Origin of the sequence: Pseudomonas sp. NY15463 (assembly GCF_048068415.1) — a bacterium.
GTDB lineage: Bacteria > Pseudomonadota > Gammaproteobacteria > Pseudomonadales > Pseudomonadaceae > Aquipseudomonas > Aquipseudomonas mosselii_C.
In genome coordinates this window covers 149147-173888 of the sequence record NZ_JBLUQD010000002.1, presented here as the reverse complement: position 1 = coordinate 173888, position 24742 = coordinate 149147, and the positions used below count along the sequence as shown (strand labels likewise).

Genomic DNA, 24742 nt, shown 5'->3' with positions numbered 1-24742 from the left:
GGCGGCGACTTAGAGCCTTTCATGTTTCGCCGGCTGGGGCAGGTTGAGCGCGGGAGCGGCGCGTTGCCGTCCCACGAAAACCTTCTTTATCCATTGCCTGAGCGGTGCTTCAGACGCGGAACTGTTCCATCAGCGCCTGCTGCTGGTTGGCCAGGCGGTTGAGTGCCTGGCTGATGTGCGCCGATTCCTCGGCTTGGCCGGACAGCGACTCGGTCACGTCGCGAATGCCCGCCACGTTGCGGTTCACTTCCTCGGCCACGGCGGATTGTTCTTCGGCAGCGCTGGCGATTTGCAGATTCATGTCGCTGATCACCGCTACCGCTTCGCCGATGCGCTGCAAGGCGGGCAGGGTCTGCTCCATCTGCGCGGCGCTGTCCTGGGCCTGGCGCTGGCCCTGGTGCATGGCACCGACCACATCGACGGTGCCTTGTTGCAGGCCTTCGATCACCTGGCGGATCTCTTCCACCGACACTTGGGTGCGCTGGGCCAGGTTGCGTACTTCGTCGGCGACCACCGCGAAGCCACGTCCGGCTTCGCCTGCGCGGGCCGCTTCGATGGCAGCGTTGAGCGCCAGCAGGTTGGTCTGCTCGGCGATCGCGCGAATCACTTCGAGCACCGAGCCGATCTGCTCGCCGCGGCTTTCCAGGGCGCGGGCTTCGTCCATGGCAGTGTCCATGCCGCCGGCCAACTGGTCGATGGCCTGGCGGGTAGCGGCCACCAGTGCCAGCCCTTCACGGGTCGCCTGGTCGGCGCCACGCGCGGCTTGCGCGGCCTGGGAGGCGTTGCGCGCGACGTCCTGGGCGGTGGCACTCATCTCGTTGGCGGCGGTGGCGACCTGCTCGATCTCGCGCTGCTGCTGCTGCATGCCGGCGCTGGTCTGGCTGGCGATCAGTGCCGACTGGTCCGCGGTGCCACGGGCCTCGCTGAGCGAGCCTTTGACCTGGGCGATCACCGGTTGCAGCTTGTCGAGAAAGCGATTGAACCAGCCGCTGAGCTGGCCCAGTTCGTCATCGCGGGCGTAGTCCAGGCGCCGGGTCAGGTCGCCTTCGCCGCTGGCGATGTCCTTGAGCCGCTCGGCCACGGCCAGTATCGGGCGGGTTACACCGCGAGCCGTCAGCCACACCAGCAACAGGCCCAGCAGCGCAGCGCCCAGACCGATCAGCAGGCTGCTCAGGTTGGCGCTACGGTTGTGCGCGTCCAGGCGCTGGTTGAGGGCCACGGCGGGGGCTTGCAACACGGCTTCGGGCAGTTCCAGCAGCACCTGCCAGGGCGCGGTGTCAGGGATCGGTGAGAATGGCCGGGCCACTTGCAGTACACCGTCGGCAACCTCCTTGCCAAGCGCTTGGCCCAGTTGGCGGGCATCGCGGCTGTGTCCGGCCAGCAGGCCGTCGGGACTGACGATGCTTACCTGGCCCTGGCCTTCGAACAGCTCCTGGCGTCCGTCCAGGCTAAGTTGCTGAAGGTTGTCCAGGCCGATGTCCAAGCCGAGCACGCCCACTACCGTGCCATTTTCCAGCAACGGCAGGGCAATACTGGTCATCAGCACCTGCTTGCCGTTGACGTCGTCGAGGTAGGGTTCAAGCACGCAGGCCCTGGCGGTTTCCTGTGGGCAGGTCAACCAGCGGTTGCGGGCAAAACCGTTGCTGCCCAGGCTGCTGTCGCCGAGCATCGACTCGGGCATGGCCTCTTGCTCCAGGGTGCCAGGGCGTGGCTGCGACCAGTACAGCGAGAAGCGCCCGGTTTCGTTGCTGCCGTTGGTATCCTGGCCAATGAACTGGCTGTCCTGGTGATCCAGGGCGTTAGGTTGAAATACCACGTACAGGCCAATCACATCTGGATTGCCGGCAAGGCTGGCGCGGGCCTGTCGGATCAGTTCGCCGCGCAGGTCGCTGCCGCCCCGGTGCCTGAGCACCTGCACCAGGCGGGCAAAACCGTTGCCGTACTGGTAGGCGTCCATGAAGTAGCGTTGGATGCGTAGCGCCTGGGTCTCGGCGTAGGCCTGCAAGCGCAGGCGTGCGCTGTGGTCGAGCATTTCGGTGTTGGCCTGGTTGACCAGCGCAGCACTGCGACGGGCTTGGCTCAGCGCGGAGGTCACCAGCACGGCGACGATGGCCAGCAGGCACAGGCCCGCCAGCAGGGTGATCTTCCACTGGATGGAGAGGCGGCGCGGTAGCATGGGCTTTTCCTTCTCGATCGGCAAAAAGACGCCCGCTATCAGGCGGGCGTCCGGTGGTTCATTCGGCGAGGCAGTTCGGTGGTGCGACCCTGAAGGCCTTGGTCAGCCACGCCAGGTACAGCACGCCCAGCACCGCCCAGACCCCGCCGAACAGCAGCGAGTGCTCGTTCAGGTCCAGCCACAGCGAGACGATGATGCAAAAGCCGACGGTCGGCAGCACCAGGTACTTCAGCTGGTTGGCCAGACCTTGGCGCAGGCCCTCGCGCACGAAGCAGTGGTTGATCACCGACAGGTTGACGAAGCTGAAGGCCACCAGCGCGCCGAAGTTGATGATCGAGGTGGCGGTGACCAGATCGAAGAAGATCGCCGACAGCGACACCAGGCCGACCACCGCGATGTTGACCACCGGGGTCTTGTAGCGAGGGTGCAGGCGCGCGAACACCCCCGCCGGTAGCACGTTGTCGCGACCCATCACGTACAGCAGGCGTGAGACGCTGGTCTGCGAGGCCAGGCCGGAGGCGATGGTGTTGATCACCGTGCAGGCGATGAACACGGACTGGAACAGCTTGCCACCCACGTACAGGGCAATCTCCGGCAGGGCCGCTTCCTGGTCGTGGAAGCGCTGCATGGTTGGGAAGTAAGCCTGGATGAAGTACGACACGCCGATGAACACCACACCGCCGATCAGCGCGGTGAGAAAGATCGCCATCGGGATGGTCTTGCCGGGGTTGCGGGTTTCCTCGGACAGGCATGTCACCGCATCGAAGCCCAGGAACGAGAAGCACAGGATGGTCGCGCCGGCGGCCAGGGCGGCGAACTGGGTCTTGTCGTCCACGAACGGTGTCAGGCTCCATGCCGTGCCCAGGCCCTCTCCCTGATCCAGGCCACGTACGCAGAGGTAGACGAACACGCTCATGATCGCCACTTGTACGAGCACGAACAGCAAGTTGAAGTGCGCCACCAGGTTGATGCTGCGCATATTGATCAGGCTGATCAGGCTGACGAAGCCAGCCACCCAGGCCCACTCCGGCACTTCGGGGAACATCGCCGACAGGTACAGCTTGGCCAGTAACGCATTGACCATCGGCAGTAGCAGGTAGTCCAGCAGCGACGACCAGCCTACCAGGAAGCCCACGTGCGGGTTGATCGCGCGCTGGGTGTAGGTGTACGCCGAGCCCGACTGCGGGAAGCGGCGGACCAGGGTGCCATAGCTCACGGCGGTGAACAGAATGCCGGCCAGGGCCAATATGTAGGCGCTCGGCACGTGCCCTGCGGTGATGCCAGAGACGATGCCGAAGGTGTCGAACACGGTCATTGGGGTCAGGTAGGCCAGGCCGATGATCACTACATGCCAGAGGCGCAGTGATTTGCGGAACTGGGCGTTGTCGGCGGCGCTGTGGTCAGGCATGCGGGCGGCACTCCTGGTTCAGGGCGGCGGACGCGGATGACGTGCACGGCAAGGTCGAGCGGGTTGGCTCCATGTTGTTCACCTTTTATGGAGGAGCTGCGAAGTGCGCGGGGAGGGCGCTGGTGTCAGGGCTGGCAGGGCCGCAACGAGGACGGCGGCGCGTGGGGGCTGGGGCGTAGGGGCATGATGGCGGCGCGTTTTCTTCTACGTTGGAATCGGGCGCTTGCAAGGTGGGTGGAATAAAAAACGATGCCTAGGGAGGTGTCAAGTTAAACATGACAAGCTGACGATCTATTGGAAGGTTAATCGGTTAATTTGGCCGATATAAGCGGATAAAATTGGCATTGATGGCTTTTTTATCGATTGTTGTGTTCGTAAAATTTTACGAATCTTTTGGCGGTGGCGGTGCCGTTATACCTGGGAGGCTCAGGCCGGCAGCCTCCCAGTTGCACGACGGGTTCGTGCAGCGTCCATGCTCAATCGGCTATGCTTGCCCGGCCGCGCGGCACGCCTTGAGGCCTGCGCGTTCCTCCCCCTTATGGACAGCAATCGGTTTTATTCATGAAGAAATCAGTAGGCATCCTTTCTGGTCTGGCCGTCGCCATCGCCGTCGCAACCACTGCTGGCGCCTGGTACACCGGCAAGCAACTGCCCGCAGAGCTGGAGCGCTCCATCACCCAGGGTAACCAGGAGCTGAAAAAGGCCCTGGTGGGTACTGGCGGCAGCATGACCATCGAACTGGTCTCGCTGGAGCAGCATTTTTTCACCAGCACCGCGCATTACCGCCTCAAGGCCAAGGACATTCAGCTCGGTGAAGAGCAGAAGCTGAACTTCGATGTTGGTGTGGTCGATCAGATCGAGCACGGCCCGTTCCCTTGGTCGCGGGTCAAGGCATTCAAGCTGATGCCGGTGATGGCTACCAGCAACAGCGCGCTGCAAAAGGATGACTACACCGCTGACTGGTTCGCGGCTGCGGGTGACCAGTCACCGGTAACTGCGCAGGTGAGCCTGGGCTACAGCGGTCATGTCGAGAGCGATATTCGCCTGGCTCCGGTCAAGCTCGAGCAGGACGGCGACAAGGTGCTGGACTTCTCCGGCATGCAGTTGCGAGTGAGCGGCGACCGCGAAGGCAAAGCGGCCGAGGTGCACGGTAACGTCGGTAGCCTGGAACTGCACTTCGTCGATGCCCAGGAAACCCCGGTCAAGGTGCTGCTCAAGGGCTTCAAGGTCGGTGGCAAGCTCAGCCAGACCGACCACGACATGGTGTATGTCGGCAATGTCGACCTGGCCCTGGCCGATGCGCAGATCACCAGCGGGCCCAAGCAGGACGTACTGGTGCTGCGTGACCTGCAACAGAACAACCTGTACAGCGCCGATGGCGAGGCCAAGGACAAGCTGTCCGGGCGGCTTGAGTACAAGGTCGGCGACATCACCTATGCCGGGCGCGAGGTAGGCAGTGGCGAGATGGTCTTCACCATGCGCTCGATAGACATCCCGGCCATGCAGTCGCTGATGCAGTGGTATCAGGGCAAGCTGCCCGAGATGCAGCAGGCTGCTGCCGAGGGTAACGGGCTGCCAGCACTGGACATGACCCCGGAAGAAAAGCTCAAGGTGCAGGCTGACCTGCAGAAGCTGCTCGCCGGCAAGCCGCAGTTCGCCCTGGAGAAGTTGGCGTTCAAGACGGCCAATGGTGAAAGTCAGTTCAACTTGGCAATGGACTTCGCCAACCCCAGCTCGTTCGACCTGCCGCCTGATCAGCTGGGCAAGCAACTGATCAGCCGCCTGCACAGCAAACTCAGTGTGTCCAAGCCGATGATTGGCGACCTGGCCACCTTGCAGGCGCTGTTGGGCGGCGAGACCGACGCGCAGGCGATCGCCCAGCAGTCCAGTCAGGCTGGCGAGATGGTGGGCATGATGGCGCTGCAGAGCGGCATGGCCACGGTGCAGGGCAGTGACGTGGTGACCAGCCTGCAATACGCCGATGGCATGGTCGACTTCAACGGCAAGAAAATGACCGTCGAAGAGTTCGCCATGCTGATCGGCGCGCAGCTGTCGGCGTTGCAGCCGCAGGGTTGATCGAGCTTGCGTGGTACTGATCGCGGGGCAGGCCGGGCCTGGCGTCAAACGGCCCGGCTTGCCCCGCGATTGCATTGGGTCGGGCAACGCAAAAACCCCTTTTGCATCGCCCCGATTGCCTGTAGTCTTCGCCGTCCGATAATAATCCGTGCCCGCAGAGGGGTCGGGAGGGCCCGCCCAGGCTGGCCGTCCGGCGCCATTAGCCGATCTGCCAGGGCCGGGTGATACTCTCGATTGACGCGCCAAGCGCCCTGCAGGTCCAGCGATCATGACCCAGATTTCCGAACGCCTGTTGGTTCAGGCCCACCTCGACGCCAAGCAGCCTCACCCGCTGACGCCCGCGCAGGAGGCCGAGTACCGTGCGGCCATCGCAGCTGAGCTGAAGAAGCAGAACGCTGTACTGGTAGCCCACTTCTATTGCGACCCGGTGATCCAGGCCCTGGCCGAGGAGACCGGCGGTTGTGTGTCCGACTCCCTGGAGATGGCGCGCTTTGGCAAGAACCATCCCGCCGAGACCGTGGTGGTGGCTGGCGTGCGCTTCATGGGCGAGACGGCGAAGATCCTCACCCCGGAAAAGCGCGTCCTGATGCCCACGCTCGAGGCGACCTGCTCGCTTGATCTGGGTTGCCCGGTCGAGGCGTTCTCGGCCTTCTGCGACCAGCATCCCGAGCGCACCGTGGTGGTATACGCCAATACTTCGGCGGCGGTGAAGGCGCGTGCCGACTGGGTGGTGACCTCCAGCTGCGCGTTGGAAATCGTCGAAAGCCTGATGGACAACGGCGAGACCATCATCTGGGGGCCCGACCAGCACCTGGGTCGGTACATCCAGAAGAAAACCGGCGCCGACATGCTGCTGTGGGATGGTGCGTGCATCGTCCATGAGGAATTCAAGTCGCGCCAGTTGGCCGACATGAAGGCGCTGTACCCGGATGCGGCGATTCTGGTCCACCCCGAATCGCCCGAATCGGTAATCGACCTGGCTGACGCGGTGGGTTCCACCAGCCAACTGATCAAGGCTGCGCAAACGCTGCCGAACAAGCAGTTCATCGTCGCCACCGACCGTGGCATCTTCTACAAGATGCAGCAGTTGTGCCCTGACAAGGAATTCATCGAAGCCCCCACGGCCGGCAACGGCGCGGCCTGCCGCAGCTGCGCGCACTGCCCTTGGATGGCGATGAACACCCTGGAGCGGGTGCTCGACTGCCTGCGTACGGGGAGCAACGAGATTTTCGTCGAGCCGGCGCTGATCCCCAAGGCGATCAAGCCGCTGAACCGCATGCTCGATTTCACCCAGGCCGCGCGCTTGAAATTGTCTGGTAACGCCTGAGGCGCCGCGCAGCGGCTACAGGATTGCGGTAAGCCTGAATCCAGCACTGTACCTGTAGGAGTTCACCCAGCCCTGCCGGGCTGCGCTGTCGTGCAGAGAACTGATTTCGCAAGCGCGCCGCGTACCCTGTGGGAGCGGGCTTGCCCGCGAAGCAGGCGACTCGGTGTATGGCACCGGCTTCGCCGGTGTTCGCGGGCAAGCCCGCTCCCACAGGTCCCTGCTAAATCAACAAGTTATGTGTAGTTCTATGAGAGCGGCCGGTCCGGCGCCCCGGCAAGGCCGCTCCTACAGGTACAGCGCTGGATTCAGGCCCTAGCGCCCCATCATGTCCTTGACCATGCGCTGCTGCTCCATCACCTCACGCTGGCGCTGGTCGATCTGCGCGGCAAGCGGGAAGTTGCTGCCGGCCCGGCGCTTGGCGAAGTCCAGCTGCTGGATGGCCTGGTCGAAATCCCCCACCAAGGTGAAGTATTCGGCGCGGGCGCGGTGCAGGCCGATGGTGTTGCCTGACAGGCCACGCACCTCGGCCACGTCATACCACACGTCCGGATCGTCTGGACGGTTCTTCACCAGCTCATCCAATACCTTTTCCGCCTCGGCCGGCTTGCCTTGCTTGACCAGCAGGTCCGCGCTCACTTGCTTGAGTGGGTAGTTGCCAGGGTACAGCTGCAACATGCGCTGAACCCGTTGCTGGGCATCGGCCAGGCGATTGTTGGTGATGTCCAGGTCGATCTGCGCAAGGTTATAGGTGATGTCGTTCGGCGCCTTGGCCAACAGTGGCTTGAGGTTGTCGCGCGCTTCGTTGAGTTGGCCACCCTTGATTTGCGCCAGCGCTAGGCCGTAACGCGCAGCGTCCAGGGTTGGGTCCTCGTCCAGTTGGGCGCGGAAGCGCTTGGCGGCCAGGCCTGGCGTGCCTTCGTAGGTGAGGGCAACACGGGCGCGGATCAGTTGGTAGCGCTGGCTGTCTTCCACGCCGCCCTTGGGCGCCTGCTCGGCACGGTTACGGGTGTCGGCGATACGCGACTCGGTGACCGGGTGGGTCAGCAGGAACTCAGGTGGCTTGGCGTCGTAACGGTACTGGCGGGCCAGGCGCTCGAACATCGACGGCATGTTGCGGGGGTCGTAGCCGGCCTTTTCCAGGTTCTGGATGCCGATGCGGTCGGCTTCCTGCTCGTTCTGCCGCGAGAAACGGCGTTGTTCCTGCAAGGCGGCCGCTTGCGTGCCGGCGATCACGCCGATGCCCGCATCACCGCCGCCGCCAGCGGCCAGCACGATGCCGGCTAGCAGTGCGGCCATCATCGGCAACTGCATGCGCTGCTGGGCCTCGACACCACGGGCGAAGTGGCGCTGGGACAAGTGCGCCAGTTCGTGGGCCAGCACCGAGGCGTACTCGCCTTCGGTCTGGGCGTTGAGGAACAGCCCACCGTTGACCCCGACGATCCCGCCGGGAGCTGCGAAGGCGTTAAGCTCCCGGCTGTCGATCAGGATGAATTCCAGGCGTCGGTCCTGTAGCTGGCTGGTTTCGGCGAGCTTGTACACGCTGGTCTCGACGTAGTCCTTGAGCTGTGGGTCGTTGAGCTGGTTGACTTGGCCGCGCAGCAAGCTCAGCCAGGCGCGGCCGAGCTGGTGTTCCTGTTGCGGCGAGACAATGGCGGAGCTGGCATCGCCCAATGACGGCAGGTCGTCGGCGTGGCCTGGCAGGGCCATCAGGCAGGCCAGCGCCAGCAAGGTGGGGCGCAGTCGATTCATGCAGAAGCTCGCGTCGGTCAAAAGGCTTACTGTAGCCGGGTCGCACGATGCCGACCAGTGGCGGTATCCTAGCGGCTTTTCTCAGCCTGCCCAGGAGCTGCGCCCGATGAGTGACCTTCCGAGTTGTGACGCCGAGCTCGACGCCAGCGGTCTCAATTGTCCATTGCCGTTGCTCAAGGCCAAGATGGCGCTCAATCGCCTGGCCAGTGGCGCGGTGCTCAAGGTGATCGCCACCGACGCCGGTTCCCAGCGCGACTTTCGCACGTTCGCCCAACTGGCCGGTCATACGCTGCTGCATGAAGCCACCGAGGCCGGTGTATACACCTACTGGCTGCGCAAGGCATAAGCCCTCATCACTAGGATCGTCAATGTTCAAAGTGCTTCGCGACTGGATGCAGCGCTACTTCTCCGATGAAGAGGCAGTGGTGCTGGCGGTCCTGCTGTTCCTGGCCTTCACCGTGGTCCTCACCTTGGGGGGCATGCTGGCGCCTGTGCTGGCGGGCATGGTGTTGGCGTTCCTGATGCAGGGCCTGGTCAATGCCCTGGAGCGTCTGCGCGTGCCGACGCGGGTGGCGGTGTGGCTGGTGTTCGCTCTGTTCATGGGCGCGCTGGCGGTGTTCATGCTGGTACTGGTGCCGCTGCTCTGGCATCAGTTGATCACGTTGTTCAACGAGTTGCCGGGCATGCTGGGCAAGTGGCAGTCGCTGTTGCTGCTGTTGCCGGAGCGTTATCCGCATCTGGTATCCGACGAGCAGGTCCTGCGTGCCATCGAGTCGGTACGCGGAGAGATTGGCAAGTTCGGCCAATGGGCGCTGACGTTCTCGCTGTCGAGCCTGCCGCTTTTGGTCAATGCGATGATCTACCTGGTGCTGGTGCCGATTTTGGTGTTCTTCTTCCTTAAAGATCGCGAACTGATCGGGCGCTGGGTCAGCGGTTACCTGCCGCGTCAGCGCACCCTGCTCAACCGGGTGGGCGATGAGATGAACCGGCAGATCGCCAACTACATCCGTGGCAAGGGCATTGAAATCCTGATTTGCGGCAGCGCCACTTATATTGCGTTCATCACCCTGGGGCTCAACTACGCTGCCTTGCTGGCGCTGCTGGTGGGGTTGTCGGTGGTGGTGCCGTATGTCGGTGCGGTGGTGGTGACCGTGCCAGTGACGCTGATCGCGTTGTTCCAGTGGGGCTGGGGCGATCAGTTCATCTACCTGATGGCGGTGTACGCGATCATCCAGGCGCTGGACGGCAATGTGCTGGTGCCGTTGCTGTTCTCGGAAGCGGTGAGCTTGCACCCGGTAGCGATCATCTGCGCGGTGCTGCTGTTTGGCGGGCTGTGGGGATTCTGGGGGATCTTCTTCGCCATCCCGCTGGCGACGTTGTTCAAGGCGGTGCTTGATGCCTGGCCTCGGCAGGAGAGCAGCGTTTCGCCGATGCTCTAAAAATGCGCTAGCTACTTCGCGGGTAAACCCGCTCCCACAGGATTTCCGCTCCCCTCAGGCTTGCGCTACTGCTGTGGGAGCGGGTTTACCCGCGAACGAGCCAGCACCTGTCTCAAGCCTTGTTCAGGGCCTGGGCCGCTGCCAGGACGGCATCCACATGCCCCGGCACCTTGACGCCGCGCCACTCCTGGCGCAGGACACCGTTGGCGTCGATCAGGAAGGTACTGCGGTCGACCCCCAGGTACTCCTTGCCGTACAGCTTCTTGAGCTTGATCACATCGAACAGCTGGCACAGGGCCTCGTCCTTGTCGCTGATCAGCTCGAACGGGAACGCCTGCTTGGCCTTGAAGTTCTCGTGGGACTTGATGCCGTCGCGCGAGACGCCGAATACCACGGTATTGGCCGCCTGGAACGCCGCATGCTGGTCGCGGAAACCCTGGCCCTCGGTGGTGCAGCCTGGGGTGCTGTCCTTGGGGTAGAAGTACAGCACCACCTGCTTGCCCTTGAGTTCGGCCAGGCTGACGCTCTGGCCGCTGGTGGCCTGGGCCTGGAAATCAGCGACGGGTTGGTCGAGTGCTACAGCCATGGATGCCTCCTTAGACAGGGTTCTGTGGGCGCCACGGTTCGATCAGCGCGTCCAGGTTGAGTGCGTCGGCAAAATCGAGGAACTGGTCGCGCAGCCAGCTGATCTGGGTGCCGGCCGGCAGGATCACGGTGAACTGGGCGTTGAGCATGCTGCTGCCGGTCTGCGGCGCCAGGTAGGTGTCGCAGGTCATGGCGTCGAGTTCGACGCGGTGGTCGAGGAAGAACTGGCACAGCTCGCTGATGATGTCCGGGCGGTAGGCGGCGCTGACATAAGCGACGTACGGCAGGGCTTGCGGGCGTACTTCTTGATCGGCGCTGCGTACCACGTTGAGCGTCAGATCGTGTTTCTTGGCAAGGCCCGGCAGGGTGGTTTCAAGGCGTGCCAGGGCATCCCAACTGCCACCGACCTGCAGCACCAGGGCGCTGGTTTCGCCGTGGCGGGTCAGGCGCGAGGTGACCACCGCGCAGCGGTTGTCGAAGGCTGCGCGGCTCAGCACGTTGGCCAGCTCCATGGGGTTAGGGCCCAGGGCACTGATGACGATGAATTGTTCGCGGACGGTGGGGGTGGACATGCAGCATTCCTAAAGCGATGAGCGGTCGGTGCAGGACGGGGTTGGCGGCTATGCAGGCAGGCCGGAAGCACTGTCGACGGCCCGACGGGCCGCGCTGCACCGATCAAAGGATCAAGGGTAGCGAAATAAGGCGCGAAGGGGAATGCTCCGCCCGCCTGCTTCGCTTGTACAAGGCCGATGCCCCCAGTACCATTACCGCTCTCTTTTTCCGGCAGGAGCAGTTACATGATTGCGGGCAGTATGGTGGCGTTGGTCACACCCATGGATGCACAAGGGCGTCTGGACTGGGACAGCCTCGACAAACTTGTAGACTTCCACCTGGAAAACGGCACCCACGCGATCGTCGCTGTCGGCACTACCGGTGAATCCGCAACGCTCGATGTCGAAGAGCACATCCTGGTCATCAAGCACGTGGTCGAGCGGGTCAAGCACAGCAAGCACCCGATCCCCGTGATCGCCGGCACTGGTGCCAACTCCACCGCCGAAGCCGTGCACCTGACGCAAAATGCCAAGAATGCCGGTGCCGACGCCTGCCTGCTGGTCGTGCCCTACTACAACAAGCCGACCCAGGAAGGCTTGTACCAGCACTTCAAACACATCGCCGAAGCCGTCGACATCCCGCAGATTCTCTACAACGTACCCGGCCGCACCTCCTGCGACATGCAGGCCGAGACTGTGATCCGCCTGTCGAGCGTCAAGAACATCATCGGCATCAAGGAAGCCACCGGCGACCTGGCGCGCGCCAAGGCGATCCTGGACGGCGTCGACAAAGACTTCATCGTCATGTCCGGTGACGATCCGACCGCGGTTGAGCTGATTCTCATGGGCGGCAAGGGCAACATCTCCGTTACCGCCAACGTCGCCCCGCGCGAAATGGCCGATATGTGCGAGGCCGCCCTTGAGGGCAATGCCGAGAAGGCCCGCGCGATCAACGAAAAACTCATGCCGCTGCACAAGGACCTGTTCTGCGAGGCCAACCCGATTCCGGTGAAATGGGCCCTCGTCGAAATGGGCCTGATGCACAAGGGCATTCGCCTGCCATTGACCTGGCTGAGCGACAGCTGCCACGACAAAGTCCGTACTGCCTTGCGCCAGTCCGGCGTACTGGTTTAATCGAGGAAGTACACCGCATGAAGCGACTGGCTGGTCTTTCCACCCTTGCCCTGATCATCTCCAGCACCAGCGGTTGCGGCTGGCTGTGGGGTGAGGACGGCTATTTCCGCGACCGTGGCAGCGATTACCTGGAGGCGCGTCCGACCGCCCCCATGCAGCTGCCGCCGGACGCGACCAACGTCAAGCGCCTCGACCCGCTGCTGCCGATCCCGCGCAACGTCGCCGACGGCCAGGCGGCCGGCGAATTCGAGGTGCCGCGCCCGCAGCCGCTGTCGGCCAGCGCCGATGTCAGCGATTTCACCCTGCAGCGCAGCGGCAGCAGCCGTTGGGTCTTGGCCCAGCGCGCGCCTGCCGAAGTCTGGCCGGTAACCCATCAGTTCTTTGAGGACAACGGTTTCCGTATCGCCGAGGAGCGTCCGCAGACCGGTGAGTTCACCACCACCTGGCAGCGCTTCGACGAGTTGTCGGCCTCGCTCGGCCAGCGTCTGGCCAGCGCCTCCAGCAGCCAGGACAGCGAAGTGCGCGTGCGTGTGCGCATGGAACCCGGCGTGCAGCGCAACACCTCGGAAGTCTACGTGGTTAGCGTCGAGCGCCCGGCGGGCAGCACGGCCGAGCCTGACTTCCCATCCACGTCGAGCAACGCTGGCGCCGATGCGCTGCTGGTCGACGAAATGCTTGCCAGCATGAACCGCAGCGCCGAGAAGGGCGGTTCGGTGTCGCTGCTGGCGGCGCGCGATTTCGACGCACCCAGCCAGGTCAGCCTCAGCGAAGACGGCAGCGGCAACCCGGTGCTGTACCTCGGCTCGGACCTGGACCGCGCCTGGTCTGGCGTAGGCCGCGCCCTGGAAAAGGGCGAGTGGCGGGTTGAAGACATCAACCGCAGCCTTGGCTTGTACTACATCAACCTGTCCGAGAAGCCGGAAGACAAGCAGAAGGAGCCTGGCTTCTTCAGCCGCGTGTTCGGCAGCGAACCGACCAAGGAAGAACGTGAAGCCCGTGCCGAGCGCTATCAGGTGCGCTTGAGCAAAGTGGGCGAGAACGTGCAGGTGACCGTCGAGAAGAACATCAACACCGTGGCACCGGCCGATGTGGCCCGCCGCGTGCTGAGCGCCATCCAGGACCGCCTGGGCTAAGTGCGCTTCGCGGTTCTGGGAAGCGGTAGCCAGGGAAATGGCACGCTGATCGCCAGTGGTGACACGTTCATTCTGGTCGATTGCGGATTCTCGTTACGTGAAACCGAGCGGCGCCTGGCGCTGCTCGGGGTTTCGGCGCAGCAACTGAGCGCGGTGCTGGTCACCCATGAACATGCCGACCACGTGCATGGGGTCGGGTTGCTCGCACGCCGCTACAATGTACCGGTCTACATGAGCCAAGGCACCCTGCGCGGCTTGCGCAAGCCGGTGGATGTGGCCGAGTTCATCGGTTGTGGCGATGTACTGCGCATCGGCGCGCTGCACGTCAGCGCCGCGCGGGTCGAGCATGATGCCTACGAGCCGCTGCAGTACGTGATCAGCGACGGCCAGCGGCGCTTTGGCATGCTCACTGACCTTGGCAGCTATGATTCGCAGTTGCTCGAACGTTATCAGGGGCTCGATGCGTTGCTGATCGAAGCCAATCACTGCCGTGACCTGCTTGCCCGTGGCCACTATCCGCGCTTTCTCAAGCTGCGGGTCGGTGGCAGCCAGGGCCATTTGAACAACCACCAGGCCGCAAGCCTGGTGAAAGAGCTGGGCTGGAACAACCTGCAGCATCTGGTGCTGGCCCACCTCAGCAGCAAGAACAACCTGCCACAACTGGCGCTCCAGTGTTTCGTCGATACCCTCGGGTGCGATCCGAACTGGCTCCAGGTGGCGAATCAGGACCATGGGCTCGACTGGCGCCATATCGCCTAGCCCACCAACTCAGCAAGCGGAGCCCATCATGGAAAAACGCGACGAACTCTACCGCGGCAAGGCCAAATCGGTTTACAAGACCGACGACGCCGACCGCCTGATCCTCTTGTTCCGCAACGACACCTCGGCGTTCGACGGCAAGCGTATCGAACAGCTCGACCGTAAAGGCATGGTGAACAACAAGTTCAACGCCTTCATCATGCAGAAACTCGAAGAAGCCGGTGTGCCGACCCAGTTCGACAAGCTGCTGGGCGACAACGAGTGCCTGGTGAAGAAGCTCGACATGATCCCGGTCGAGTGCGTGGTGCGTAACTACGCAGCTGGCAGCCTGGTCAAGCGCCTGGGCGTCGAGGAAGGCATCCAGCTTTCGCCGTCGACCTTCGAGCTGTTCCTGAAGAACGACGAGAAGGGCGACCCCTTCATCAACGAATCGCATGTCGTTGCGTTCGGCTGGGGTACCGCCGAGCAGTTGGCCGAAATGAAGAAGCTGTCGCTGAAGGTCAACGAAGTGCTGAGCAAGCTGTTCGATGACGCCGGCCTGCTGCTGGTTGACTTCAAGCTGGAGTTTGGCGTGTTCCATGGCCAGATCGTACTGGGTGACGAGTTCAGCCCGGACGGTTGCCGCCTGTGGGACAAGGAAACCCGTAAGAAGATGGACAAGGACCGCTTCCGTCAGGGCCTGGGCGATGTGATCGAAGCCTACGAAGAAGTTGCCAAGCGCCTGGGCGTACCGCTGTAAGCGGTACGTTCACGCAAGCGTCTGATACCACGCGAATTTTTTTCAAAAAAAGTTTGCTAAAAGCGTAAACGCTGGTATGATTCGCGCCACTGGAGAGATGCCGGAGTGGTCGAACGGGACGGATTCGAAATCCGTTGTACTGGCAACAGTACCTAGGGTTCAAATCCCTATCTCTCCGCCATATATCGAGAACCCCCGTAGATTAAGGTCTGCGGGGGTTTTTCGTTTCTGGATTGTACTACTCAGTTGTACTACTCTCAGGTGCTGCTGTTGGGGCTTTGCCTTCCCTGTGGCAGAATGATGTGACAACCCATGTAGCACCCACGCCGTGTGACAAATCTTAGGTTGTTTGATAGTGGTGTTTGCCCGACCAATCCTAGATCGTAACGGCTTCAGCATTGAAGGCTTGCCCACACATGGATGATAAGGATTACTGGCGATCTGAACGGGTCGCGTTCCTGGCGCTGAGTCAATTGAAGGGCATCGGGTATTGGACTTTACATAAATGGTCTGTCGCAAGCATCAGTTTCAAGGATGTCTTGCGTGAACCAGCGAAGTTCGGTATTGAAAAGTCTGTCGCTGCGATTTCCCAGGGCACGGATGACCCTATTGAATTCGTATGGCGGCAGGGGTTGTCTGTGGCACGTCAGCTTGCCGCGATGAACGTTATACTCGTTTTCAAGGGAGAGCCTGACTTTCCTCAGCGTTTGCGTGATATTGCCGATGGGCCATCGTGGTTGTTCGTGCAAGGTGCGATAGACAATCTCTACCGGGCAACTGTTGGTGTCGTTGGAACACGAGAACCTTCAGAGGATGGAATTTTCCTTACTCGTATGGTTGTGGCTGCACTTCACGGCGTAAAGCTAGCGACTGTGAGCGGGCTAGCGCTGGGAATAGATCAGACTGCACATATTGAGTCCTTAAATTGTAATATCCCAACAATTGCAGTTCTCGGGACTGGTATTCTTGAGAACTACCCCAGGAACTCAGATCAGTTACGTGACAAGATTTTGAGTTTGGGTGGCACTATAGTTAGCGAGTACCTCCCGCATCAGAGCTACAGTGCAGAGAACTTTGTTCGGAGGAATCGAATTCAAGCGGCTCTATCGGACGTGCTGATTCCTGTAGAGTGGAGATTGAAAAGCGGGACAGCACACACTGTTCGCTATGCCAAGTCGTATGGTAAGAGAGTTTTCGCGGTGTCGCTGCCATATCACAATCAGGATACCTCTGAGCGAACGTTTATTCAGGATGAGTGCAGCGGTATGGCTTTCGAGCTGCCTCGTCAAAGCGATACGCTACGCAATATTATTGCAACGCTGTCTGATAGTGATCTGTTGGCTGAGGAAAGCGCTCTGGAAGAGACGGGTGCTTTGTTAGATGCTATTGGTGCGGTTGATAATGAAGGTCTTCAAGAGGAGGCTGATAAACCTCAGCCCTCTGCGTCTGGTCAATTACCGCTGATTTGATGAGGGGAGAACAAGGATGCTCGCATTAGTCGTTTCGCCTGAAGCTATTTACGATCGTACCGGTGTATCTGTGCAGACACTGAGCACGCTTGCAGCTATACGCAATCAAGGTACACCTGTATATGTCGTAACGAACAGGGGAGTGTCTGATGGTGTGGTATATCAGCTAAAGCAGAATGGAATAGAGTACGTTCAGGCTAACGGGAGACAAGGCGGTCAGCCAATCAGAGATATTTCACAAGCTCTTGGAATACAGTCTCATGATGTTATGGTATTGGCTGTAAACGTAATCGATATGCAAATGGCTAAAACAGGCGGAGCCATCTTGATTGCGGGAGCGTGGTCTACTGATAGGCGGGTAGTCGAATTGGGCATGAAAGTTGATTCAGTTGATCAGCTTCGAGAAGTCATTGATGTGACAAAGGGTTGGACAGGAAACTGGTGGTACTCAGGCAAAGGACCTTCTTATGAGGTTCGTGCTTTGGTCGATCTTTCCAGTAAGTATGTAAGTGATGATCAGGCGATATTTGCTAGGAAGGTAACCAATACGGCCAAGAATGGCGGTGCAAGGCTCGTTGCGTTACTGGCCGTGACATGCCGCTCAATGATGATCGATAGAGTGCTAACTGGGAAGCTGTTCTGGGGGTGTTATCCTTCCTCGTCGAGTGCTAATGATGACACTGAGGTCTTAAGTGATTTCGTGCAAAGGCTCAGAACGTCAGCATCTAATGTGCATTTTGCAAAGAGAGGCCAGCCATTATTCATTCGGCACTCTAACTCAGTGAAGCGCTCGACCTCTTTCGGTGGGGATCGAACCGATCCAGGAAATCAGATAGAAACCTTGCATCTGAATCCCGAATATCGCAGTCAGATTAAAGGGCGGAATGTATTAGTTATTGATGACTGTACAACTTACGGGGTTTCGTTTGCTGTTGCGGCTGCATTTTTGTACGCGGCCGGTGCAAGTCATGTGGTTGGTATTGCTCTTGGGAAATTCGGTAATCGCTTGAATCATACCACTATTGAGATTTCAAGTGATCCGTTTAAAGCTGTTGATAGTGCGGGCTATCGTGTGGTGTCTGTGGAGGGATTCGATGGTACTGCCGACGCTAATGCTCAGTCTGTGCTCCAAGCGATAATATCCTGATGCTGAAGACTGTCTACGCTGATTTTGTGTGGGTGGGTTTATTGCCTTTCGTTGTCATGGCTGAATACACAGGGTTTTGGGGTTTGATTCTACCAGGCAATGGGACAATCAATCTCGCTGCTGATGCCTTCTATCCTGGCAACGGAGAGTCTCATGGGTACCGTTAGAAACTTCCTCACTACAATCAAGAACAGCGATCAAGCACTAGAGCTTTTCAAGGATGGTGGAGAGGTGGCCGTAGACTCTGTACTAGAGGATTTCGGGATTGATGGTGTCTTGAAAGATATCCCTATCCTTAACATCGCTGTCAGCTTGTACAAGATGGGCAACAAGGTGTCTGCGTACTTCTTTGCCAAGAACATGCTTGCCTTCCTCGCTGAAATTGACAAGGTGCCTAACCAAAAGCGCATTGAGTTTCTAGATGAGAACTGTGCTGATGACGCTGGGATAGAGAACGTAGGTGAAGTGGCATTGATGATCTTAGACAAGCTGGATCATCCTAAGCTTGCTGCAATGCTTGGGCGAGCCTTTGCTCTCCTGACTCTTGGTACGATAAGCAAGTATTCTTTCGATATTTATGCTCACACAATCAAAATCATGAACCCATACCTACAGCAACAGCTAAAGCAATGTTACCAATTCAAGGGGATGATAGGTGTTGATCTACCAGCGGCTAACATTCTGGCGAACTATGGATTGCTTGAGGTTGGTTATAAGATAAACATCAACGGCCACACTACCAATATGCCTTTCTCCATAGGTACAACTCCATTTGGAGAAATGTTCTATAGCAAAATCCTTGTAGGAAGCAATTCTTACTGATTTCCCAGCCCCGCGCCGCGAGAGGTGAGCACCTTGGGCTTGTCTTTGGTTTCAGGCTGGAAAATATAAGTTGGGTGTGTGGCTGTGCATAATTGGCGTGGAGCTACTGGCGAGCAGCCAGAAGCGTGCTCCTGAAAATCTGGCGTGAAAGCTAGCGTTGTTAAACCACGAAATCCGGCGTCAGATATAAAGGTTCAAGCGGAACCAGAAATAACTCTGAGCACGTCTGTAGGATGGGCAAGCTGTGGCGGCTTGAGTGGCGGCCGACAGACTAGCTGTTCGCACTGGTAGAGTGGTGTTCGGATGTGGTGTGCATAGCATTGCAGGTTGGAACCCCCGGAAGACCTGGCTTACAGGCGGATTAACCTCTCATCTCGGAATAGATACACACCCTCCTAGACGGGGGTGTTTGAGAATGCCTGCTCGTATGTAGCTGCCTTCTTCGCACGTTGGACGGTCGAGGGGTTGATGCCCAGCTCAGCGGCTACAGCACGTACAGTCTTGCCTTCTGTCAGCAGGGCGAGGATTGCAGCATCATCAACTGTCTTGGCTCGTCCTTTGTAGACGCCTTTCTCCTTGGCCTTGGCGATGCCTTCACGCTGGCGCTCCTTCATCACTTCCCGTTCAAACTGGGCAAAGCTGCCCATCATGTTCAGCATGAGTTTCTGCATTGGTGAGTCTTCACCTGTAAATGTCATGTCCTCTTTGTGGAAGCGTACAGCCACACGCTTGGCATTCAGATCGGCAACGATCTTTAGCAGGTCGGACATGGAGCGGGCCAGGCGGTCAATAGAGTGAACGTGTACTACGTCGCCTTCTCGCACCCATTCAATCATGGCGAGCAACTGAGGACGATCAGTGGTGCTCCCTGACAGCTTGTCCTCAAACCGTTTGTCCAAGGTGATGCCATCAAGCTGACGATCAGTGTTTTGATCTGCTGTAGATACCCGGATGTAACCGATGTTAGCCATGTGCGTGTCCTTGTGTGCTTTTGCCTCTAGAGGTGTCCATTGTGTCTGTGTGCATTACCTGAGTCAACCCTAATGCACACGAATTTTCAAACATTTCTGTATGCACTGGATGTATGCCCTAGACCCTGATCTATTGCACACATACACGCAGTGCAAGGTCGCCCCATACCGTTAACGGAAGAGCTGAACGAGAGGAAAGGTGACGGCTCTGTTTTTCCGAGCAGCGTGGCGGTTGGTTCGAAAGCCTTGATGAGGGTTTTGAGAAATTGAGAAATAGAAAGCGCCTTGCTTAGCAAAAACGGGTTACTCCAGCGTTCGCTCTTCACCTGACTAGCCGCAGGCCAATGAAATCAAGGGTGCAAGGACTCGGGGTGGGTGGGGCAGTGTCTCCAGACCGGGGCAGATAAGGAGGTTTCGAATTGGTTTCTGTACGGTTTTTGAACAGTTTTTCTACGACTATTCGGTAACTGTATCTGGTGCTTTGAATGTGTCGCACATTACATAGAGCGAAGAGATTCGACTCCTGAGGCGATGGCTTCAGCGTTGGTGTCGAGGGTGGTAAGGATGCTCAGCATGTTGTCATGCACGTTGGTTGATCCACGTTGACTGATCCATAGCGACAGTTCCTCAAGGCCAGCACGTAGGGCTTGCTGGTTGAGTAAGAGTAGTTCCAGGGTGTCAGCGGTGATTGAATGTCCTTTGTTCATAAGTCTCTCCTATCTAGGGGGGGTGTTCGTATTGACCAGAGTTGTTAAAGGGGAAGTCTGAAGCGATATCATTAGGGTAGCGTGCGTTGTAGAACCGTGCGAGTAGCTAATAGAATATCGCTTTGTAATTGAAGAACACGCCTTTATAGCAGCAATGGCGGTAGCTGGGAGATTGGCAATAACTCTCCTTAGCCAGAAATCATCGATTTGATTGCTTGCTTGAACTCGTATGCTCTACCCTTTGCAACGAACTCAATATAGAGTAAGTCAGCCTCTGTCTTGATTTCTGTGTTGGTGTGAGCGGAGTAAGCAATCACATTGCGGCTAGCTACCCCTTGGCTTCGTATGTATTTTGCGATATACAATCCTTTGTATTTTTCATATGTGGTGTTGGTTTTTTGCATGTTTGGCTGCCATGTGCCGAGGGGGATGTTCAAATCCAGAATATAGCCTTTATAAAAGTTTATGTTAACAAGTTCAATTGCCTCTTCTGCGTTCGTGGCAAGTGTTACAGATAATCCCTTTGCTTCTAAATATTCGACCAACCATTCGATGTGCTCTGGCTCATCATCTAAGATGAATATTTCATTATTGCTAGTCTTGGTTGGTATGATCATATTTTCCAAATCCTTGGTGGAATTACTAAAGTGAAAGTGGTATTATTATTTTTTGAGGAATGAACTGCTTTGATGCCCCCGCCAAGTACTTTTTCTGCAATTTCCCTGCATATAAATAGACCGATTCCTGAGCCCTGTGCAACTTTTCCTTCCGCTTCTTTACTTCGGTAACCCATTTCAAAAATTCGATCAGCATCCGCATTATCAAATCCAATGCTGGCCCCGGAAATCGATACCACTAAATCATTCTTTTTGTTTACAGTGGGAGTGATTTCAATAATTTGGTCTCGTTTTCCGTATTTTAGCCAGTTATCAAAAAGATTAAGGAATATTTGCTTTAGCAGCTCTGGGCGGGCACTGATTCTGTATTGAGTGATTGGGTCTGTGAGTTCAAATCGTATTTTCTTTTTGTCTGCTGAAACCTGAAAAAACTGAAGTGACTCAATTATTGTTTGAGGGAGTATGCTGGTGGCGCCTTCGCGGGTGTTGCGTAGAACGGTTTTTTCAGACGTTTCAAAAAAGAAATCGGAGAGATAAGCTAGGTTGCGTATTAGTGTGACACACTGTTCTAGCTGCGCTCGGGAGGCATTGATTTTTTGTTTTACAACGGCAGGGCCATAAACATCGTCAGTAATGTTGTGTAGTGTTCCTATTACCCCGTTTAGAGGGTTAACGACTTGATGGACAAAATTTGCTAGAAACAGCAACCCGACGTCTTTGGATTGGCTTTCGATAGACTCGTTATCGACGGTTTTATTAGGCTCTTCGGTCATGATCGTTGCCTTAGCGAAATGGTATGGGAGTTAGATTTATATTCAAAATCCCCCCAAAGGGCGATTGCATCTAGCGTACTTTTGTACCGTTTAGTTATTTCTTCGATGGGGTCGCTTGCGATGATTTCACAGCTATCGCTGCTAATCCTATTTACAGTGTATTGGCTTTTTTGTAATGCCGATATGTATGCAATAAAAGCTGTGAATGCCATTTCGTCGATGTTGTAGCGACCAGCATCCATATGCACATCTTGGATGCTGATTCTACTTGCGTCAAAGAATAATGGTTTGAAGCGCCCCTCTCGTTCAATATCCTCCATTCGTGCTTGTAGAAGCTGGGCTAAACTATTTGCGGCATTAAGCATGGCATCCTGTGGTAAGTCTTTGAATACCATCTTTGAGTAGTGCGAGCCCACAGCTTTCGAGAGGGCAAGTGATAGTTGGAGGATTGAGCCTGAGGGGTTTTTGTACGAATTTAATAGTCCGTACTTCATAGCGATATCTGTATGTTGCTCCAACAATATTTGGATTTGATTACTTGGCCAGAGTCTGATTAGCGGTTTCCTGCGTTGTGCGTTCCAGTTATCCACCTGGGTAATGGCTGCGGGAGTAAATTGAGATGAGATGCACATAAGCAGCACATCAGCCTGATTGGAGTCTGCATAAGCAATTTTGCTCCAAACGGTGGGCCAGTCAACTGACCCTTTGTAACGTTTACATTCTACGAACCATTTTTCAGTGGTCTGAGTCAAGGAAAAATCGTTCTGTATTACTATGCCTTCAATATCGCGACCGCCGTCTGCTCCTGGCGTTCGCCATGTGACGTTGCTCATTCCTCGTGCAATCATCAAGTCGAAAACTAAATTTTCAAATTCTGTAGGGGTAATGCTTTTTAGTGTGGAAGTTTTGGTTGCTCTGGATGCCATGCTGTTTTTCCTTGATAAACATCGTCCTCTACAGCCCTTCTAGCAAATCTGACAACGTCATCCCAAGAGCATCAGCTAGAACCTTTGCAGCCTCAAGGCTAGGGTTGGCCGTACCCGTCTCAATGCGAGACATATAAGTGCGCATCACACCGCACCTGTCGGCAAAGGCTTCTTGGCTAATGCCCTGTTCTTTGCGTAAGTCGCGAACTCGTTGGCCGAAAGCTGTTCTGAGGGTCTGGTTTGTCTGCATCGGTGAATGATGGGGAGGTGAAGCCCAATCGTGAACACACCAAATGCTGACACACCAATCGTTACATTTTTCATCCAAAGGTGTCATCATGGCGCTTCTGTCAGGAAGTGCTCACCTAGGAATGCTCAATGAAAGCTGCTACTCGAATGCTTTGCCTGCTGCCGCTGATTGCATCTGCCGCGATGGCAGAAACCTACCCTAAGAAGACCTTGGTTGCTGGTTCGATGGTTTGCTTCAAGGGTGGTGACTGGAGGGATATGGTGGAGGCTTCGCTTGATCAGGATGAGGAGGCGGCTGAACGCCTGGTCGGCTCCGGCAAGTGCAGGACGGTTTCGAATGCCACTAAGGTCAGCTACATCGAGGAGGCCAAATTCATTGGTGACTCTGCACTGATCCAACTGCCGAGCGGCAAGACGGCTTTCACTGCGGATGGTTGGCTTCGTTGAGGCGTTTGGGTGTTCGTGCCATATTCACAGTACGGTAGCTTGAAGGGACTCAAAATGAAGCATCTTGTTATCAAGGTAGTCAGCTTCTTCGCATGGTTAAGTATTTTGTCTGGCGTCGTCATTGGCGCCATTCTGGGTTCAGAGATAGGCCATTGGCTGATTGGTGCAATACTGGGCTTTCTGGTCAGCTGCTTTGGTTCGGGCATCTGGTTCTTACTGGTGTCGATGCACGACAAACTCACGGTGATTGCAGATGCCGCCAGTGGTCATGGTTCTTCTGCTCAAAAAGGACCAAGCCATACACCTGAGGAAAAGACTCCGGGCTGGCTGGATGTGATTTCAGGTAACAAGCCATAAAGACTCAATACCATCCCACCTCCACTAGGTCGTTCGCACTGAAAGCGGCTAGTTCTCAGCAGTCCACGCACTATTGGTGAGGCTGCTGTTGACCTATCGGTCAAACGATGCACTTATGAAAATGATGCACCCTGTACGGCAGTACAGAGGGATACCCCAGATCAACAACAACCAATAGAAACCAAACCAGATGAGCTTGCCGCTCTTGTCTGTACGGTGCAGAGAGAACCAACGGAGTTGGAGTGGATACCCCGTGTCGCACCGATACAGGATAAATCCTTTCATTTTCTGGGGAATTGATATTCATCAGTTATATTCCCCAGTAACACTTGAGGTCAGTACGCCATGACCTTCGGTCGAGGTGTATCAAGCTTAGACCTGTCGGTCTGGGGTGGCCTTTGAGAGTGCGACACAGCGTATCTAACTAATATCCTGCGGTAATTCAGGAGGTGGTGTGAGTACACCTGCTCCTTATCTATATCCTGCGGTAATTCAAGTAGCATCGTCTTCCTCACCTTCTTCCCAGTACGAATTCTCCCACTCAGCCAATAGGCTTCTCACGAAGCTGCTATCCAAGCTGTAATCACATTCAGGATGCCCGTATTCGCCATGGACGCGTTGTTGCCTGTCCGACTGAGTCTGTAGTCGAGTTTTCAAGTGTGGGTGCTGGTGAAGGTAACGCTCGATACTACCAAGGGCAACTCGACCTCCTGCGGCTAAATACTGGGCTGTACGCTCTGAGATGGGCTCAGCAGTATTGCTTAAAAATCGAGGCAGGATTTCAGCCGTAGAAATGATGTCCAGACAAATCACTTCTTTAAGATGGCGTGGACGTACGTTCAACGTACCGTTGCTGTCGCCTACCGCGATGTAAACTCCAGCCATCACCGCGTCATCGACGAAGGACATGTTGTTGGCAACTGCCATTCGGATCAAGTGAGCAATGGGGTTGTGCGTCACCTTGGGCTTGGGGCCGCGCTTGGCCTTTGGCTTTGGGTCTTGGTTGGCACCGATGGTGTTTGGGGGGAATTGTAGAAAGAGGGGAATTTCGTCGTGCATGAGTGATCTCCTATGGTCAGTTCAGATGTGGTTCACGTCCTTCGGCGTAGTAGCCGGGTTGGTTTGGTAAATCCCAGACAATAAGAAGCCCCCATACAAGGCACTGGATGAGCAGTGGTTGC

25 protein-coding genes, 1 tRNA gene and 1 pseudogene are annotated in these 24742 nt (G+C 57.3%); 14 read left to right on the top strand and 13 right to left on the bottom strand.

Annotated features, from left to right (window positions below; all coding sequences use genetic code 11):
• Nucleotides 1–109: 109 nt before the first annotated feature.
• The 3 genes and pseudogenes from ACNFIC_RS04975 to ACNFIC_RS04965 all read right to left on the bottom strand — a co-directional run bounded on the left by ACNFIC_RS04975 (nucleotide 110) and on the right by ACNFIC_RS04965 (nucleotide 3584).
• Nucleotides 110–865, bottom strand: coding sequence for a methyl-accepting chemotaxis protein (locus tag ACNFIC_RS04975; RefSeq protein WP_416780628.1), 756 nt, complete (start codon nucleotides 863–865; stop codon nucleotides 110–112).
• A gap of 102 nt (nucleotides 866–967) precedes the next feature.
• Nucleotides 968–1957: pseudogene (locus ACNFIC_RS04970) on the bottom strand (HAMP domain-containing protein); the annotation flags it as partial.
• A gap of 277 nt (nucleotides 1958–2234) precedes the next feature.
• Nucleotides 2235–3584, bottom strand: a complete 1350-nt coding sequence (locus ACNFIC_RS04965) for an APC family permease (RefSeq protein ID WP_138218432.1) — start codon at nucleotides 3582–3584, stop codon at nucleotides 2235–2237.
• A gap of 561 nt (nucleotides 3585–4145) precedes the next feature.
• Here ACNFIC_RS04965 and ACNFIC_RS04960 point away from each other — a divergent pair.
• Nucleotides 4146–5660: a YdgA family protein gene (locus ACNFIC_RS04960; protein WP_416780177.1), complete on the top strand. Its 1515-nt coding sequence runs from the start codon at nucleotides 4146–4148 to the stop codon at nucleotides 5658–5660.
• Between the two features lie 268 nt (nucleotides 5661–5928).
• Nucleotides 5929–6987 (top strand): quinolinate synthase NadA, encoded by a 1059-nt coding sequence (gene nadA / locus ACNFIC_RS04955; RefSeq protein ID WP_138218430.1) that lies wholly within the window; start codon nucleotides 5929–5931, stop codon nucleotides 6985–6987.
• 312 nt (nucleotides 6988–7299) lie between these two features.
• On the opposite strand, the gene ACNFIC_RS04950 is transcribed toward nadA, so the two are convergent.
• On the bottom strand, nucleotides 7300–8736 hold the full coding sequence (locus tag ACNFIC_RS04950; protein WP_138218429.1) for a M48 family metalloprotease: 1437 nt from the start codon (nucleotides 8734–8736) through the stop codon (nucleotides 7300–7302).
• Nucleotides 8737–8842: 106 nt separating this feature from the next.
• On the opposite strand from ACNFIC_RS04950, the gene ACNFIC_RS04945 reads away from it, so the two are divergent.
• A complete protein-coding gene (locus tag ACNFIC_RS04945; RefSeq protein WP_416780174.1) occupies nucleotides 8843–9082 on the top strand; it encodes a sulfurtransferase TusA family protein in 240 nt (79 codons plus the stop codon).
• 22 nt (nucleotides 9083–9104) lie between these two features.
• Nucleotides 9105–10175 (top strand): AI-2E family transporter, encoded by a 1071-nt coding sequence (locus ACNFIC_RS04940; protein WP_138218427.1) that lies wholly within the window; start codon nucleotides 9105–9107, stop codon nucleotides 10173–10175.
• 112 nt (nucleotides 10176–10287) lie between these two features.
• On the opposite strand, the gene ACNFIC_RS04935 is transcribed toward ACNFIC_RS04940, so the two are convergent.
• Together ACNFIC_RS04935 and ACNFIC_RS04930 are read right to left on the bottom strand one after the other, a co-directional pair.
• Entirely contained in the window at nucleotides 10288–10761 is a 474-nt protein-coding gene (locus ACNFIC_RS04935; protein WP_138218426.1) for a peroxiredoxin, read from the bottom strand.
• Nucleotides 10762–10771: 10 nt separating this feature from the next.
• Nucleotides 10772–11332, bottom strand: coding sequence for a glycine cleavage system protein R (locus ACNFIC_RS04930; protein WP_138218425.1), 561 nt, complete (start codon nucleotides 11330–11332; stop codon nucleotides 10772–10774).
• 225 nt (nucleotides 11333–11557) lie between these two features.
• On the opposite strand from ACNFIC_RS04930, the gene dapA reads away from it, so the two are divergent.
• The 8 genes from dapA to ACNFIC_RS04890 all read left to right on the top strand — a co-directional run bounded on the left by dapA (nucleotide 11558) and on the right by ACNFIC_RS04890 (nucleotide 18514).
• A complete protein-coding gene (gene dapA / locus ACNFIC_RS04925) occupies nucleotides 11558–12445 on the top strand; it encodes a 4-hydroxy-tetrahydrodipicolinate synthase (protein ID WP_138218424.1) in 888 nt (295 codons plus the stop codon).
• A 17-nt stretch (nucleotides 12446–12462) separates the two neighbouring features.
• The gene (gene bamC / locus ACNFIC_RS04920; protein WP_138218423.1) at nucleotides 12463–13578 is read left to right on the top strand and encodes an outer membrane protein assembly factor BamC; all 1116 of its coding nucleotides are present in this window, start codon (nucleotides 12463–12465) and stop codon (nucleotides 13576–13578) included.
• Nucleotides 13579–14337: an MBL fold metallo-hydrolase gene (locus tag ACNFIC_RS04915; protein ID WP_416780171.1), complete on the top strand. Its 759-nt coding sequence runs from the start codon at nucleotides 13579–13581 to the stop codon at nucleotides 14335–14337.
• A 28-nt stretch (nucleotides 14338–14365) separates the two neighbouring features.
• Nucleotides 14366–15076 carry a phosphoribosylaminoimidazolesuccinocarboxamide synthase gene (gene purC / locus ACNFIC_RS04910; protein ID WP_416780169.1) on the top strand — a complete coding sequence of 237 codons (711 nt, stop codon included), beginning with the start codon at nucleotides 14366–14368 and terminating at the stop codon, nucleotides 15074–15076.
• Between the two features lie 91 nt (nucleotides 15077–15167).
• Nucleotides 15168–15257: transfer RNA gene (locus ACNFIC_RS04905), tRNA-Ser, on the top strand.
• A 235-nt stretch (nucleotides 15258–15492) separates the two neighbouring features.
• Nucleotides 15493–16545, top strand: a complete 1053-nt coding sequence (locus ACNFIC_RS04900; protein WP_416780167.1) for a DNA-processing protein DprA — start codon at nucleotides 15493–15495, stop codon at nucleotides 16543–16545.
• Between the two features lie 16 nt (nucleotides 16546–16561).
• Nucleotides 16562–17692 carry a hypothetical protein gene (locus ACNFIC_RS04895; RefSeq protein WP_416780166.1) on the top strand — a complete coding sequence of 377 codons (1131 nt, stop codon included), beginning with the start codon at nucleotides 16562–16564 and terminating at the stop codon, nucleotides 17690–17692.
• 153 nt (nucleotides 17693–17845) lie between these two features.
• Entirely contained in the window at nucleotides 17846–18514 is a 669-nt protein-coding gene (locus ACNFIC_RS04890; protein WP_416780164.1) for a hypothetical protein, read from the top strand.
• 395 nt (nucleotides 18515–18909) lie between these two features.
• Here ACNFIC_RS04890 and ACNFIC_RS04885 read toward each other — a convergent pair whose 3' ends face one another.
• From ACNFIC_RS04885 to ACNFIC_RS04860, 6 genes are all read right to left on the bottom strand, one after another.
• Complete coding sequence (locus tag ACNFIC_RS04885; protein ID WP_416780162.1) at nucleotides 18910–19485, bottom strand: recombinase family protein; 576 nt, start codon at nucleotides 19483–19485, stop codon at nucleotides 18910–18912.
• A gap of 497 nt (nucleotides 19486–19982) precedes the next feature.
• Nucleotides 19983–20192 carry a hypothetical protein gene (locus ACNFIC_RS04880; protein ID WP_416780160.1) on the bottom strand — a complete coding sequence of 70 codons (210 nt, stop codon included), beginning with the start codon at nucleotides 20190–20192 and terminating at the stop codon, nucleotides 19983–19985.
• 188 nt (nucleotides 20193–20380) lie between these two features.
• Entirely contained in the window at nucleotides 20381–20809 is a 429-nt protein-coding gene (locus ACNFIC_RS04875) for a response regulator (RefSeq protein ID WP_416780159.1), read from the bottom strand.
• The gene (locus ACNFIC_RS04870) at nucleotides 20806–21582 is read right to left on the bottom strand and encodes a sensor histidine kinase (protein ID WP_416780157.1); all 777 of its coding nucleotides are present in this window, start codon (nucleotides 21580–21582) and stop codon (nucleotides 20806–20808) included. Before ACNFIC_RS04870 ends, ACNFIC_RS04875 begins: the two co-directional genes overlap by 4 nt.
• Complete coding sequence (locus ACNFIC_RS04865) at nucleotides 21579–22508, bottom strand: restriction endonuclease (protein ID WP_416780155.1); 930 nt, start codon at nucleotides 22506–22508, stop codon at nucleotides 21579–21581. Before ACNFIC_RS04865 ends, ACNFIC_RS04870 begins: the two co-directional genes overlap by 4 nt.
• Nucleotides 22509–22536: 28 nt before the next feature.
• On the bottom strand, nucleotides 22537–22758 hold the full coding sequence (locus tag ACNFIC_RS04860) for a helix-turn-helix domain-containing protein (protein WP_416780626.1): 222 nt from the start codon (nucleotides 22756–22758) through the stop codon (nucleotides 22537–22539).
• Nucleotides 22759–22886: 128 nt separating this feature from the next.
• On the opposite strand from ACNFIC_RS04860, the gene ACNFIC_RS04855 reads away from it, so the two are divergent.
• A complete protein-coding gene (locus ACNFIC_RS04855; protein ID WP_416780153.1) occupies nucleotides 22887–23204 on the top strand; it encodes a hypothetical protein in 318 nt (105 codons plus the stop codon).
• Nucleotides 23205–23258: 54 nt separating this feature from the next.
• Complete coding sequence (locus tag ACNFIC_RS04850; protein ID WP_416780151.1) at nucleotides 23259–23561, top strand: hypothetical protein; 303 nt, start codon at nucleotides 23259–23261, stop codon at nucleotides 23559–23561.
• A 492-nt stretch (nucleotides 23562–24053) separates the two neighbouring features.
• On the opposite strand, the gene ACNFIC_RS04845 is transcribed toward ACNFIC_RS04850, so the two are convergent.
• Nucleotides 24054–24620: a hypothetical protein gene (locus ACNFIC_RS04845; protein ID WP_416780149.1), complete on the bottom strand. Its 567-nt coding sequence runs from the start codon at nucleotides 24618–24620 to the stop codon at nucleotides 24054–24056.
• Nucleotides 24621–24742 lie beyond the last annotated feature (122 nt).

Excerpts from the sequence above, each read along its gene's own strand:
- ACNFIC_RS04975 (WP_416780628.1), bottom strand. The coding sequence starts at position 865 with ATGCAGCAGCAGCAGCGCGAGATCGAGCAGGTCGCCACCGCCGCCAAC.
- ACNFIC_RS04965 (WP_138218432.1), bottom strand. The coding sequence starts at position 3,584 with ATGCCTGACCACAGCGCCGCCGACAACGCCCAGTTCCGCAAATCACTG.
- ACNFIC_RS04960 (WP_416780177.1), top strand. The coding sequence starts at position 4,146 with ATGAAGAAATCAGTAGGCATCCTTTCTGGTCTGGCCGTCGCCATCGCC.
- nadA (WP_138218430.1), top strand. The coding sequence starts at position 5,929 with ATGACCCAGATTTCCGAACGCCTGTTGGTTCAGGCCCACCTCGACGCC.
- ACNFIC_RS04950 (WP_138218429.1), bottom strand. The coding sequence starts at position 8,736 with ATGAATCGACTGCGCCCCACCTTGCTGGCGCTGGCCTGCCTGATGGCC.
- ACNFIC_RS04945 (WP_416780174.1), top strand. The coding sequence starts at position 8,843 with ATGAGTGACCTTCCGAGTTGTGACGCCGAGCTCGACGCCAGCGGTCTC.
- ACNFIC_RS04940 (WP_138218427.1), top strand. The coding sequence starts at position 9,105 with ATGTTCAAAGTGCTTCGCGACTGGATGCAGCGCTACTTCTCCGATGAA.
- ACNFIC_RS04935 (WP_138218426.1), bottom strand. The coding sequence starts at position 10,761 with ATGGCTGTAGCACTCGACCAACCCGTCGCTGATTTCCAGGCCCAGGCC.
- ACNFIC_RS04930 (WP_138218425.1), bottom strand. The coding sequence starts at position 11,332 with ATGTCCACCCCCACCGTCCGCGAACAATTCATCGTCATCAGTGCCCTG.
- dapA (WP_138218424.1), top strand. The coding sequence starts at position 11,558 with ATGATTGCGGGCAGTATGGTGGCGTTGGTCACACCCATGGATGCACAA.
- bamC (WP_138218423.1), top strand. The coding sequence starts at position 12,463 with ATGAAGCGACTGGCTGGTCTTTCCACCCTTGCCCTGATCATCTCCAGC.
- purC (WP_416780169.1), top strand. The coding sequence starts at position 14,366 with ATGGAAAAACGCGACGAACTCTACCGCGGCAAGGCCAAATCGGTTTAC.
- ACNFIC_RS04900 (WP_416780167.1), top strand. The coding sequence starts at position 15,493 with ATGGATGATAAGGATTACTGGCGATCTGAACGGGTCGCGTTCCTGGCG.
- ACNFIC_RS04895 (WP_416780166.1), top strand. The coding sequence starts at position 16,562 with ATGCTCGCATTAGTCGTTTCGCCTGAAGCTATTTACGATCGTACCGGT.
- ACNFIC_RS04890 (WP_416780164.1), top strand. The coding sequence starts at position 17,846 with ATGGGTACCGTTAGAAACTTCCTCACTACAATCAAGAACAGCGATCAA.
- ACNFIC_RS04885 (WP_416780162.1), bottom strand. The coding sequence starts at position 19,485 with ATGGCTAACATCGGTTACATCCGGGTATCTACAGCAGATCAAAACACT.
- ACNFIC_RS04880 (WP_416780160.1), bottom strand. The coding sequence starts at position 20,192 with ATGAACAAAGGACATTCAATCACCGCTGACACCCTGGAACTACTCTTA.
- ACNFIC_RS04875 (WP_416780159.1), bottom strand. The coding sequence starts at position 20,809 with ATGATCATACCAACCAAGACTAGCAATAATGAAATATTCATCTTAGAT.
- ACNFIC_RS04870 (WP_416780157.1), bottom strand. The coding sequence starts at position 21,582 with ATGACCGAAGAGCCTAATAAAACCGTCGATAACGAGTCTATCGAAAGC.
- ACNFIC_RS04865 (WP_416780155.1), bottom strand. The coding sequence starts at position 22,508 with ATGGCATCCAGAGCAACCAAAACTTCCACACTAAAAAGCATTACCCCT.
- ACNFIC_RS04860 (WP_416780626.1), bottom strand. The coding sequence starts at position 22,758 with ATGCAGACAAACCAGACCCTCAGAACAGCTTTCGGCCAACGAGTTCGC.
- ACNFIC_RS04855 (WP_416780153.1), top strand. The coding sequence starts at position 22,887 with ATGAAAGCTGCTACTCGAATGCTTTGCCTGCTGCCGCTGATTGCATCT.
- ACNFIC_RS04850 (WP_416780151.1), top strand. The coding sequence starts at position 23,259 with ATGAAGCATCTTGTTATCAAGGTAGTCAGCTTCTTCGCATGGTTAAGT.
- ACNFIC_RS04845 (WP_416780149.1), bottom strand. The coding sequence starts at position 24,620 with ATGCACGACGAAATTCCCCTCTTTCTACAATTCCCCCCAAACACCATC.